Source organism: Paenibacillus sp. FSL R7-0048, from assembly GCF_038004505.1.
Taxonomy (GTDB): Bacteria; Bacillota; Bacilli; order Paenibacillales; family Paenibacillaceae; genus Paenibacillus_AQ; species Paenibacillus_AQ odorifer.
The window spans coordinates 3,664,889-3,677,555 of sequence record NZ_JBBORF010000001.1; the positions used below are offsets into that span (position 1 = coordinate 3,664,889).

The following is a 12,667-nucleotide window of genomic DNA, read 5'->3' on the forward strand; positions in this document are numbered from 1 at the left end:
CTGGATAAGAACAATGAGTAGGTCCTTTTGACTTTCGTTATTTAATTCACAGTGTCAACTAGGCTTTAAGAGGCTTGGTCGAATTGGCTATTATAAAGCTCCGCATAAAAACCATTTTTGGCAAGTAGTTCTTCGTGGCTGCCGCTTTCCAGGATATCGCCTTCCTTCAGAACCAGAATCACATCGGCGTTCTTAATGGTTGAGAGTCTATGCGCAATAACAAAAGAGGTTCTTCCCTCCATGAGCTTATCCATTGCCTGCTGAATCAAGAGCTCTGTTCTTGTATCGACTGAGCTTGTAGCTTCATCGAGGATGAGCATTGGGGCATTTTTGAGCATCGCGCGGGCGATCGTAAGCTGTTGCTTTTGGCCCGTGGATAAATTAACTTTGTCATTTAGTATGGTATTATAACCGGCACTTAAGGTCTGAATGAAATGATGCAAGCCTACCGACTTACAAGCATCTTCAACTTCTTTATCGGTTACACCTGTTTTGTTGTACACTAGATTTTCCCTGATAGTGCCCTCAAAAAGCCAGGTGTCCTGCAAGACCATACAGAATAGATCATGGATGTTTTCTCTTGTTAAGCTGCTGATGGGGGTATCATCAATATATATTTCTCCGCCCTTTAATTCATTAAACCGTATTAGAAGATTTATCAGTGTAGTTTTACCTGCGCCGGTAGGACCGACTATAGCAATTTTTTGCCCAGGCTTAATCTCTGCAGAAAAATCTTTAATCACAAGTTTATCTGAATTTTCATAAGCAAATTGCACATGTTCAAAATCAACTTTGCCCACAGCAGTTTTAAGATGTCTTTCTTTATGACTTTCATTGTCCATTTCGTCAGCATCGAGGAACTCAAAGACACGTTTGCTTGCCGCGGAAGCCGATTGCAGACTTTGTGCGGCTTGAGCAATCTGAGAGAGCGGTTGTGTAAAGTAACGGACATACAGTATAAAGGCTACAATGACCCCAAAGGATATCGTTCCGTTCATAGCAAGTACAGCACCAACTACACAAACGGCCACAAAACCTAGATTGCCTATAAACATCATAATCGGCATCATAAGACCGGAGAGGAACTGCGCTTTAAATGCACTATCTTTAAGATTCATATTCAGGGATTCAAATGTATTGCGCATTTGCGATTCACCATTGTAGGCTTTCACTACAGTATGTCCTGTATATACTTCCTCCACATGGCCATTGATTTTCCCTAAGTATTCTTGCTGACTTTGAAAATACTTTTGGGATTTTTTCATAATTGCCGCTATGAGGCCAAAGCCAATGATAGTTGCAACAACCGCCGTAATAGTCATGATCACATTTGTTTTGAACATCATGATGATGGATCCCGTAAAGAGGGCAAGGGCAGTTACCAGTGTGCCGACGCTTTGGTTTAAAGCTTGCCCGATCGTATCCACATCGTTGGTAACCCGGGACAGGATGTCACCGGTTGTAGAATTATTATAATAAGAGATCGGAAGTTTGTTCATTTTGCGTGAGAGATCGGCTCTTAAGTTTTTGGAGACCTTTTGCGTAACTGCGGACATAATTAATCCTTGTACCAAAGATAACACAGCGCTAAGGATATAGATAAATACAAGGAAAAGGCCGATAGAAGTTACTGCTTCCATATCAATTCCGGTGACGAGGCCGGCCGTGATCAAGTCTGTCATCTCCGAAAGCTTATCCGGTCCAAGCAGAGTCAGAACCGTACCGATTGCAGCACTAATAATAGCTATAAGAACTACAGGGATATATTTTCTGCAATAGTGGAGAAGTTTGCTCCACGTGTTGAGTTGCTCTTTGCTTTTGTTCATTAAGCTAGCTCCTCCTTTGAAAGTTGTGAGTAAGCAATCTCTTGGTAGACATCACAGGTCTGCATCAATTCATCATGTGTTCCCATGCCTGCCATTCGTCCGGCTTCCAGTACAATGATTTTGTCTGCATCTTTGATTGTACCGATCCGTTGGGCAACGATTAGTATCGTTGTACCGCTGGATTTTTTCTTCAATTCACTTCGCAATTTGCGATCCGTCTTATAATCAAGCGCTGAGAAGGAATCGTCGAAGATTAATATTTCAGGACGACGGGCAATGGCTCGGGCAATGGAAAGACGTTGTTTTTGACCGCCAGACAAGTTCGTACCGCCTTGAGAGACATGAGCCTCGTAGCTTCCTTCCATCTTTTCAACAAAATCTGAAGCTTGAGAGGTGTAAATGGCATCAACAACATCAGAGGACAGATCACTGCCATTATCGCCAAAAGCAACATTAGAGCTCACCGTGCCGCCAAACAAAATCGCTTTCTGAGATACATATCCCATTTTATTGCGCAGTGCAGTTTGCTCATATTGGTTAACATTAATACCATCCACCAACACTTCACCTGCTGTAGCATCATAAAAGCGAGGAATCAGGTTCACGACGGTACTTTTTCCGCATCCGGTTGAACCGATGAAGGCTACAGTTTCTCCTTTTTTCACCGTAAAGCTGATATCTTCAATAACGTATTCTTCTGCATCCGGATATTTAAAGCTGACATTTTTGAATTCGACCTCACCCAACCGATTTGCCTTGGAGGAAGTAAGGGATCCGTTCTCTAAGCTTGGCTTAGTATCCAGCACTTCATTGATTCTTTTAGCGGATACATGGGCACGAGGCATCAGGATAAAAATCATGATCAGCATCATGAATGCCATAACCACCTGCATCGCATAGGATGAGAAGACAATCATATCTGAAAATAAGCCCATCTTCGCCGTACCATTGGCATTTTGAATCAAAATAGCACCAATCCAATATATTGCGAGACTTAAACCGCTCATAATCAGAGAAATACTTGGCATCATCATGGACAGTACATTATTGGCGAATAAATTCGTTCGGGTAAGCTCGCTGTTGGCTACGCTAAATTTATCTTCCTGGTAGCTTTCCGCATTATACGCACGAATGACACGAAGGCCGGTAAGATTCTCTCTTGCAACACGATTAAGATTATCAGTCAGTTGCTGCAATTTTTGGAATTTCGGAAGCACTAGCACGATCACTATGCCGACAATAAGAATCAATACCCCAATGGCGACACCGGTAGCAAGCGACCACTGCCAACTCTTGCCTGTAATTTTGAGCATTGCCCAAACGGCAAGGATGGGAGCCTTCACCAGCAGTTGCAGACCGATGACAATCAGCATTTGCACTTGTGTAATGTCATTTGTTGAACGGGTAATTAAACTAGCTGTAGAGAAGTTGTTGATTTCTTCCATAGAGAAAGACTGTACCTTATCAAACAATTTGGAGCGTAATCTTGAAGAGAAGTTGGCGGCAATTTTAGCGGCGATCCCTGCCACTATAATTGATGTGGCTAAGCTGCCGAGGGCACAGAGCAACATCCAGCCTCCGGCTGCAATGATTTCGCTCATTTCACTCCCTGGTATCTGTACAAGACGAGTAATCTCGCTCATATAACCGGGCAATTCCAGATCCAGCCATACCTGTGTGACAATGAATAGGATGCTGATACCGATTAGGGCCCATTCCTTCGGTTTTAAGTACTTAAGTATAGTTACCATACATCTGACTCCTTTATGTGGCGTTGCTTAAATGATAACGAAAGAAGATAAACTGAAAGTTAACTTTTCTGAAAAATAAAAAAACCTGAAAGAACGATGAGGTTCTCCAGGGCTCGCACTACATTCCAATCGGAATCGTAACTGTAAATGTGGTTCCTTGTAATGGAATGCTTTCGCAAGAAATGGTTCCATGGTGTAGATGAATGATTTTTTTAACAATTGCTAATCCAAGTCCATTGCCTGCAGTCGAGTGGGAAGTATCCTGCTGATAAAATTTATCGAATATCTTAGGAAGAGCCTCAGGATGAATACCGCTTCCGCAGTCATGAACTAGAATCACCAGGTTATCTTCGTTTTTCTTCATCTTAACTTCAATTTCACCATGCTCAGGAGTGAATTTGATCGCGTTATCCAATAAATTTAACCAAACCTGATTTAAAAGCTCTTTATTGCCGGAGAGTTCATAATCCTGAATATTAACATTCAGCTTCAGGTGCTTCTTCTCAAATTTGGCAGCCAGTAAAAGCACAGACTGGCGAATTTGTTCCCCAACATTAAACCGCATTTTGTTTGTCAGAATCTTTTGCGTCTCAACCTGCGTCAGCTCCAGTACATTCGAAGCAAGGGAGGCAAGTCTGGTCGATTCCTCAATGACAATATCTAGATATTCATCACGTTCCTCTTTAGTAAGATCATCATTCTTTAAGACTTCAGCAAACCCTTTAATAGATACAATCGGTGTTTTGAATTCATGGGAAAAATTGTTTACAAAATCAGTTCGCAGAATTTCGATACCCCCAAGCTCTTCAGCCATACGGTTAAAGTTCTCTGATAGAATTTCAAACTCTGGCGGGCTTTTGAGCTGGAGCCGCATGGAGAAGTCACCACTGGCAAGACGCTCTGTGGCCTCTATAAATATCCGGATGGATTTTACCATTTTCCGGCTTGTGATGGCTGATATCGTGGTACCGATAATTGTACAAGCGATTAATACCATTATGGGTAGTACGAATCCATCCTGGGCAAGCTCTTCGTTCAACAAACCAAAAACCTGTGCGAGAAAGAAGAGTAGTCCTGTAATCACAACGGTAATAAGAAAGATGAAAAATATGATAAGAGAAAAATAGATGGGAAGGCTGATTCTGTTGCTGAGCTTGTTACTTATTTTGCTCACTGGCTTCGCACCGCCTTGTATCCAAGACCTCTGACGGAAACCAGTTCAAACTCTGGATAAGCGTCAAACCGTTTCCGCAGGCGATTGATGTGCACATTAACGGTTGTATCCGTACTTTCACTTTCCATGCCCCATATCTCGTCCATAAGCTGGATGCGCGTGAAAATCCGTTCAGGATAGGACAACAACTTATACAACAAATAGAATTCTTTTTGCGGAAGCGTTTGTTTCTCGTCCTCCCGGGTTACTGTCAATGCGTCATAATCAAGGATCACTTTACCCACTACTAATTTACGGGCACTTGCGATTTGCGAACGGCGAAGCAGTGCTTGGATTCTGAGCAGCATTTCTTCGGTATCAATGGGTTTGGTCATATAATCATCAGTTCCAATCCGGAACCCCTTTTTCTTATCTTCAGGCAGCTGTTTTGCTGTAGCCATAAGAATGGGGACCAAGCTATCGGCATCTCTTACTTCCTTGGCGAATTCATAACCATCCATATTAGGCATCATGATATCCAGAATGATTAGATCAATATGCTGTGAATCAAGGACCTCCAAAGCTTTAACTCCGTCTTCAGCAGTTACAACATCATATCCTTCGCGTTTCAGAACAGCTTCAAGAAGTCTTCTTACATGCTTATCATCTTCAACTACGAGTATGTTAATCATTACTGTTCACTCCAATAGTAGGTTTGTATCCATTATTACCTGTGGGGAATTTGTTTTAAAGGGAGCAGAATCAATATTTATCTAATCTTAAGATTTGGTTTGAAATCCTTGTAGTCGATATAAAGTGACTCATACATAGGGAGGATTCAATGAAATGAGAGGAATAGGCAATGATTTAATACTATTATGATATCTGTTTTGTGAAAAATTGTTGCATACTAAAATAGTACCCAAACTAATTTAGCTGGATTAACGTGCTGAACAATAATGCAGCTTACTTGAACGTTGAACTTTGACTGAACTTCATGCGAAAGGAAGATCACAGATGCAAATGCGTAAATTAGGAAATAGTGGCTTGGAAGTTTCGGCAATAGGGCTTGGCTGTATGGGAATGGATCATGCCTATGGAAAGCCAGCCGATCGTAATGAAATGGTTAAATTAATTCGCAGAGCAGTTGAACTAGGATGTAATTTCTTTGATACTGCTGCTTTTTATGGAGATTCCAATGAGGAATTAGTAGGCGAAGCCCTTGCACCACTAAGAGATCAAGTTGTGATTGCAACTAAATTTGGAATTTTAGGACAAGAAGCTGTAGACGGTCAACCTCAACTTATTTTGAATAGCACACCAGATTCTATTCGTGAACAAATAGAAGGCTCATTAAAAAGGTTGGAGGTCAATTGCATTGATTTATATTATCAGCACCGAGTGGATCCGAATGTCGAACCTGAAGCTGTCGCAGAAACAATGAAAGATTTAATAGCTGAAGGGAAGATTAAAACATGGGGAGTCTCTAATGCACCGATTGATTATATGAAACGTGCACATGCTGTATGTTCGATTACTGCAACCCAAAATCAGTACTCCATGATGTGGCGTGAACCGGAAAAAGAGTTGTTTGAGCTTTGTGAAGAGTTAGGAATTGCTTTTATCGCTTACAGTCCATTAGGAAATGGTTTCTTAAGTGGTAAATATACCAAGGAAACCAAATATGATGAAGGTGACTATCGAAGTTTCATGGGAAGATTCAAACCTGATGTGATTGATCATAATCAAGTGTTATTAGATTTAATTACTCAAGTTGCAAAAAGCAAAAATGCAACACCAGCTCAAGTCGTACTCGCGTGGGAATTAGCTCAAAAACCATATATCATTCCAATTCCAGGCACTACAAAATTAAACAGATTAGAAGAAAACCTATATGGAGCTGATCTCAAATTAACAAAGGAAGATGTAGATAGTCTAAATGAAGCTTTGTCAAAACTGGATATTGATAGTTCACACTTTTAAATAGAGCTATATCATCAACTAATAGGAGGATTTTTTATGCAAAAAGTTATTTTGAACAATGGTGTTGAAATGCCGATACTTGGTTTTGGGGTTTTTCAAATTCATGATGAAGCTGAATGTGAACAAGCTGTTTACGATGCGATCATGTCAGGTTATCGACTGATAGATACCGCAGCCTCATACCTAAACGAAGAAGCGGTGGGAAGAGCCCTCAAACGGAGTGGAGTACCAAGAGAGGATCTATTTATTACTACGAAATTATGGGTTCAAGATACAGGATACGAACGTACAAAGGAAGCATTTGAAAAATCCCTTTCAAGATTGCAACTTGATTATTTGGATTTGTATTTAATTCATCAGCCATTTGGCGATGTGCATGGTTCTTGGCGGGCGCTGGAGGAATTGTACCGTGAAGGAAAAATCAGAGCGATTGGCGTAAGTAACTTCCAGAACGATCGTCTGATTGATTTGATTATTCATAATGAAGTAACTCCTGCAGTTAATCAAGTTGAGACACATCCATTCTGCCAACAAATTGAAAGTGCTGCATTCATGAAAGAAAACAATGTTCAGATTGAATCATGGGGTCCATTTGCTGAAGGTAAAAACAACATGTTTCAGAACGAAGTTTTAGTATCAATAGCCCAAAAATATAATAAATCTGTTGCCCAAGTGGTTTTACGCTGGTTGACGCAAAGAGGAGTTGTTGTGATTCCAAAGTCTGTCCGGAAAGAAAGAATAATTGAAAACTTTAATATCTTTGACTTTGAATTAAACTCAGAGGATATAGAACAAATTGCGCTGTTAGACACAAAAGAGAGCTTGTTCTTTTCACATAGAGATCCTGTAATGGTAAAAGCGTTAAGTACAAGGAAGCTGGATATCTAATTTTTCTTAGGATCTTGTTGGTTTTGATAAAAGAGGGGTTAACCATAATTAAGGGGTTAACCCCTCTTTTATTTATAAGACCCTTAGCCTTGAACAGTTCATTTTAATTTGAAGGTTTAAGAATAAAGGCAGCTAAAGCTTGTGAATATCGCATTATAATCTTGATCTTCTCCAGTGGCGTACAAACCAATAAGCACACCTGTGAATCCTCCGGCTATTTCAGAGGATAGATATTTGGTTTGCGCAGCTCCGAGTAAGATCTCAATACCGTCTACCTGGATATAAAATTGATAATGCGTTGGACTGCTTTTGACAACTAATGAAGCATGGTTGCACTGACCTATATTTTTTGTTTTTTCAATGGATTTGATATCTCCGATATTCAGCCGTTCGATAATCTCATAACCCTCTGGATGTTTACGCAAGGCCAAATCATAATGGTGATTTTCGTCCATGTAAAGTGTAATTCCGGCTTCACCATTCGTAAGGCTGACTTGGCACGAAATAATTGCGTTAAAATCTTTTTGACGAATACCAATAAATGTCGGAGTAGCCGGGATATCTAACGTAACTGCAGTTCCTTTAAGCTTTATTTTATCAGCTTCTAACCGATAATTTTCTGTAACCGGGTGACGCAGGTAACACCAGTCTAAATTCCAATCTGTGTTCTCGAACGTAAAGACTCTTTTCTCCTGCTGAATGACTGTGTCCGCAATACGATCAGTCTCGAAACTTATAAGTGTGGTACCTTCATGACCTGCTGTAAACCATCCATCCTCGCCAAAGGTAATCGGAGTTAGAAAAACCTCGCGCCCCAAATGGTGATAGGTAAGATACTGGCCAGTCTGCCGGAATCCAAGATGTAACAGCCACCAATCCCCCTCATGGTCTTGTACCAAATCTCCATGTCCAACTCCCTGAAGCTCGTAACCGCCTAAATTTCGATTAGTCAATACGGGGTTATGCGGGTAGGCTTCGAATGGGCCAGTAGGAGAATTGCCCCTTGCATAAGTAACCATATGCCCATATTCGGTTCCACCCTCAGCAGCTAGCAGATAGTATTGTCCATTAATTTTGTATAAATGAGGACTCTCCAAATAACGCCCACCGGATCCTTGCCAGATTGAACGGCTTGGCGACAGCTTCTGCCCAGTTTCAATTTCAATTTCACATTGGACTATACCATTAACTCCGTAATCGTCTGTCCCATTACTCATGAAATACGTTTTGCCGTCTTCAAAATACAAATCCGGATCAATACCGCCTTGATCTACATTAATCGGATCAGACCATTCGCCGTAAATATTGTCAGTCCAGACATAGAAGTTCTGGCGCAGAGTGTCATTAGTGGTCGTCATGTAGAATCGTCCATTATTGTACCGCAGGGTGGGGGCGAATACACCACCGGAGCTGTCCACAGTATCCAGTTGAATCTGGTTCTTTCGGGTTAAGCAATGACCGATTTGGGTCCAATTAATTAAATCTTTGCTTTCAAAAATCGGAACACCGGGAAAATACTGAAAGGAACTGCAGACCAAATAATAAGTGTCTTCAACTTTACATGCGCTGGGATCAGGATAAAACCCTTTGATGACCGGGTTATTGTATTTCATTTCTCCACCTCATTAATAAATTCATATAAATAAGAATTCAATATATTTAACTACTAAGAAAATTAAACACTATTGCTTATAGGTTTTCAATGAATCGGGGTTGAAGATATACGTTATATTTATTAAATTAATATATATGTAATTTCAATAAGCACAGGTCAGGTGATTATGATGATGATCAAAGCAAACGGCGAAGCAAAATTCATGTCGTTGTATGAAGCGCTGGCAAGCGAAGTCAGATGGAGGATTATGAGCCTCATTGCAGATAATGAAATGAATGTGAAGGAGATCGCGGCTAAGTTAGAGCTTAGCCCTTCCATAGTTACTATGCATATCCGAAAGCTCGAACAAGCTGGACTTACAGGAAGTCACAGGATACGCCTAAACGGAGGAACACACAAAATGTGCTTCCTTAAACAAAAAAGAGTTGAAATCGAACTCCCCACTGCCACTCAAACTCCGAGGATCAGAGAGCAGAGCATTTCAGTCGGTCATTATACCTCGTTTGATGTCCATCCTACATGTGGTCTTGGGACACAAGAGAAAGAGATTGGGGTTTGGGACGATCCCCGCTATTTTCTCGATCCCGAGCGGGTCAACGCCGGCATTTTGTGGTTTGGGAGAGGTTACGTAGAGTGCAAAACGCCTAACTACTTACTTCCCGGTCAAATGCCCGAGGCCATCGAGATTTCAATGGAAATTGCTTCTGAAGCGCCAGGCTTGAAAGATCATTGGCCTTCGGATATTGAGTTCTTTTTTAACGGTGTGAAGCTTGGAACTTGGACCAGTCCGGCAGACTTTGGAAGAGCGGCACGAGGCATATATACTCCGGATTGGTGGCATCGGAATGTAAATCAATACGGGTTATTGAAGACGCTCCGCATTGACACTTCGGGCACATTTATTGATGAAGAAAGGATGTCGGACATTACTGTCGCAGATATTTTGCTACGGGAACAATTCTGGACGCTTCGGTTCGCAGTTGACGAGAAGGCTGTTAATGTTGGTGGTTTGACACTTTATGGGGCTGGATTCGGTAACCATGACCAAGATATTTTAATTCGTGTGTACCTAGGAACGATGACCTAATGAAGCAGGATAGTTCAGTTATAGTTGTTTTCTCCATCCAGTTTATCAGCTGGAGCTGGTAAACTATCCATATATTGAAGAAGTTGAGAGGAGAGATATTCTGAATTATAACGAGGTTATTAAAATCGCTGATACACACTTACTTCCATTAGTGAATGAATTGTACGGATAGGAAGGTTATGAAATCAGGCTTATCAATGCACATGAAGGAGGACGGAATGTCGCATATAACTGTGATAAAGCTGATTCTGAAGCAAAAATAATCAGAATTGCCTTCTTAAGTGACAGAAGCCGAGAAGATATTTTGGGTGAAGTGGAATATATCAGGTATTTGTACGAGCATGGAGGCAGTGTTTCGAATGTGGTCAACTCCCAGAAGGGGAATCTGCTGGAAACGATAACTCTTAATAATCATACCTTTTTTGTCTGCTTGTTTGAAAAGGCCAAGGGGGGTATGCTCGCGGAAAATAATTATCAGTATCGGGAAGGCGTTCCTATTACGGAATACTATTATAACTGTGGCAAAGTTCTTGGAAAAATGCATCAATTATCGAAGGGTTATACACCTGTCCATTCCCGGTATTATTTTTTTGATAAATACAATGCCGATTATATAGATAAGCTAATACCTGACTCGTTATCTCTGTTGAAAGAGAAACTGGTAGATCTCTTAACAACCTTAGAAGGGATGGACAGGAATCACGAGTCTTTTGGGATGGTTCATTTTGATTACTGCGATGGGAATTATATGATCGATTTTGATACAGGGCAAATAACTGTTTTTGATTTCGATAACTCCTGCTTTTGTTGGTATATGTATGACCTGGCAAATCTCTGGACACTTGGAGTGGGCTGGATACAATTTGAACAAGACACTGATAAACGCAAACAGTTTATGGATGATTATTTTAAAACAGTCCTTGATGGCTACAGATCCGAGACCAGGATCGAAGATTCGATGTTAGACACATTGCCATTGTTTATCCAAGTAACCCTCATGGAAAACATCGTTGATGCATTCGAGGTAATGCGGAACAATGGTGAAGACCCGGAATGCGATGAAGAGCTGTCATATCGTATAAAATGTCTAGAAGACGATATCCCATATGTAGGATTTTTCCATGAAATTTACTCATGTGATGAACCCTTTGAGTATGAGAAACGAGATATTTAGGATGAGGGTGTTTTTGATATGCTGCGGATAAATTCATATGTAGACTCAAATAAGCAGGAGTTGGAGTAAATATGGCTTACGAAAAACCGGAATTGACCATGAGTGAAATTGAAAAAGTACTGTGGAATCATCTTGGACAGGGAGCGGCTGAGATTACACCGTTGTCTGGCGGCAATATAAGCAACGTGTTTTCTTTTATTTTAGAAGGAAAAGACTATGTTGTGAAATTCAGCGATTTGGAACGAGCATATGAGACCGAACAATTTGTATCTAATTTGCTACTCGACCAAGGTATCCCTTTCCCAAAATGTTTGGGGTTAGGGAGGACTAATCAGTTAACCTATTTGATCATGGAGCGAATGGAAGGTCGCAATCTATCCGATTGTACAGCAGAGGAACAAACCCGTCTGATGCCGGAAATTATCGGCATTTTAACAAGAATAGCCGAAGCGGATATTGGGGGAACTAACGGTTATGGTTGGATCGGACCTGACGGCAATGGTTCCTATTCATCTTGGAAAGACTTCGTCATTGCCGTAAATGCGGAAGATCAGACGGGGACATTCTGGGAGAATTGGCATGAACTCTTCCGCACGTCTTGCTTGGAAAGAGACGTATACGAAGAAATCTATAGTCGTTTGATGACCTATGTACCCTATAATGAATCTAATAGAAGCTTTATTCACGGAGATTTTCAACAGTGGAATATGTTGTCCAACGGAACACGGATAACCGGCATTATTGATGGAAATTGCATGTATGGCGATTCTCTCATAGACCTTGCGGTTCTCGACAAGCATATGCCTTGGTGTGATGTCATTAACACATATCAAAATTATCAAAAGAAAGCTAGAATAGTAACCCCGAATTTTGAGGAGCGGCTAATCGGTGCCTATTATTTTAAGGGACTCGATGGACTTCGATTCTATGCTAAGATGGGCTGGACAGAGGCTTATCAGGACACACGGCATTTTCTTTTAAACCTAAAAGTGTAATAACTGAACGCTTTACCTTATCCTATACATTTAATAGCCGCATAATTGCGGCTTTTTGTATATAAATATCAAATTTCTAGGAGCAAATTCCCCACTGGGATTATAGCCTAGGCTGACGACCTGTAATAAATGCACCTGAACTTGCCATTAATCCACTATCTATAGCTTTGTCCAACTTGATAAAATGTAAGCGCA

Annotated in this window: 10 protein-coding genes; 5 read left to right on the top strand and 5 right to left on the bottom strand. The window is 40.9% G+C overall.

From position 1 onward, the window contains the following. Positions 1-65 precede the first annotated feature (65 nt). The 4 genes from NSQ91_RS16390 to NSQ91_RS16405 form a co-directional block, all read right to left on the bottom strand. A complete protein-coding gene (locus NSQ91_RS16390) occupies positions 66-1,826 on the bottom strand; it encodes an ABC transporter ATP-binding protein (RefSeq protein ID WP_036677200.1) in 1,761 nt (586 codons plus the stop codon). Beyond that, positions 1,826-3,577, bottom strand: a complete 1,752-nt coding sequence (locus tag NSQ91_RS16395; protein WP_076130605.1) for an ABC transporter ATP-binding protein — start codon at positions 3,575-3,577, stop codon at positions 1,826-1,828. Before NSQ91_RS16395 ends, NSQ91_RS16390 begins: the two co-directional genes overlap by 1 nt. A gap of 118 nt (positions 3,578-3,695) precedes the next feature. After that, positions 3,696-4,751, bottom strand: coding sequence for a HAMP domain-containing sensor histidine kinase (locus NSQ91_RS16400; protein ID WP_081383288.1), 1,056 nt, complete (start codon positions 4,749-4,751; stop codon positions 3,696-3,698). After that, a complete protein-coding gene (locus NSQ91_RS16405) occupies positions 4,748-5,422 on the bottom strand; it encodes a response regulator transcription factor (RefSeq protein ID WP_036677195.1) in 675 nt (224 codons plus the stop codon). The genes NSQ91_RS16400 and NSQ91_RS16405 overlap by 4 nt, the downstream gene beginning before the upstream one ends. Positions 5,423-5,747: 325 nt before the next feature. On the opposite strand from NSQ91_RS16405, the gene NSQ91_RS16410 reads away from it, so the two are divergent. Then, complete coding sequence (locus NSQ91_RS16410; protein ID WP_076303711.1) at positions 5,748-6,713, top strand: aldo/keto reductase; 966 nt, start codon at positions 5,748-5,750, stop codon at positions 6,711-6,713. A 36-nt stretch (positions 6,714-6,749) separates the two neighbouring features. After that, positions 6,750-7,601 carry an aldo/keto reductase gene (locus NSQ91_RS16415; RefSeq protein ID WP_076281834.1) on the top strand — a complete coding sequence of 284 codons (852 nt, stop codon included), beginning with the start codon at positions 6,750-6,752 and terminating at the stop codon, positions 7,599-7,601. Positions 7,602-7,717: 116 nt separating this feature from the next. Here the strand turns inward: NSQ91_RS16415 and NSQ91_RS16420 are convergent, their stop codons facing one another. Then, a complete protein-coding gene (locus tag NSQ91_RS16420; RefSeq protein WP_076303710.1) occupies positions 7,718-9,214 on the bottom strand; it encodes a glycoside hydrolase family 43 protein in 1,497 nt (498 codons plus the stop codon). Positions 9,215-9,388: 174 nt separating this feature from the next. Here NSQ91_RS16420 and NSQ91_RS16425 point away from each other — a divergent pair, with 174 nt between their 5' ends. The 3 genes from NSQ91_RS16425 (at position 9,389) to NSQ91_RS16435 (ending at position 12,472) form a co-directional block, all read left to right on the top strand. Continuing rightward, positions 9,389-10,303 (top strand): ArsR/SmtB family transcription factor, encoded by a 915-nt coding sequence (locus NSQ91_RS16425; protein WP_340918844.1) that lies wholly within the window; start codon positions 9,389-9,391, stop codon positions 10,301-10,303. A 193-nt stretch (positions 10,304-10,496) separates the two neighbouring features. Then, positions 10,497-11,477 (top strand): phosphotransferase enzyme family protein, encoded by a 981-nt coding sequence (locus tag NSQ91_RS16430; protein ID WP_340921500.1) that lies wholly within the window; start codon positions 10,497-10,499, stop codon positions 11,475-11,477. Between the two features lie 71 nt (positions 11,478-11,548). Then, complete coding sequence (locus NSQ91_RS16435) at positions 11,549-12,472, top strand: phosphotransferase family protein (RefSeq protein ID WP_340393537.1); 924 nt, start codon at positions 11,549-11,551, stop codon at positions 12,470-12,472. Positions 12,473-12,667: the final 195 nt, after the last annotated feature.

Coding starts and splice junctions, on each gene's coding strand:
- NSQ91_RS16395 (WP_076130605.1), bottom strand. CDS start 3,577: ATGGTAACTATACTTAAGTACTTAAAACCGAAGGAATGGGCCCTAATC.
- NSQ91_RS16425 (WP_340918844.1), top strand. CDS start 9,389: ATGATCAAAGCAAACGGCGAAGCAAAATTCATGTCGTTGTATGAAGCG.
- NSQ91_RS16410 (WP_076303711.1), top strand. CDS start 5,748: ATGCAAATGCGTAAATTAGGAAATAGTGGCTTGGAAGTTTCGGCAATA.
- NSQ91_RS16435 (WP_340393537.1), top strand. CDS start 11,549: ATGGCTTACGAAAAACCGGAATTGACCATGAGTGAAATTGAAAAAGTA.
- NSQ91_RS16415 (WP_076281834.1), top strand. CDS start 6,750: ATGCAAAAAGTTATTTTGAACAATGGTGTTGAAATGCCGATACTTGGT.
- NSQ91_RS16405 (WP_036677195.1), bottom strand. CDS start 5,422: ATGATTAACATACTCGTAGTTGAAGATGATAAGCATGTAAGAAGACTT.
- NSQ91_RS16420 (WP_076303710.1), bottom strand. CDS start 9,214: ATGAAATACAATAACCCGGTCATCAAAGGGTTTTATCCTGATCCCAGC.
- NSQ91_RS16390 (WP_036677200.1), bottom strand. CDS start 1,826: ATGAACAAAAGCAAAGAGCAACTCAACACGTGGAGCAAACTTCTCCAC.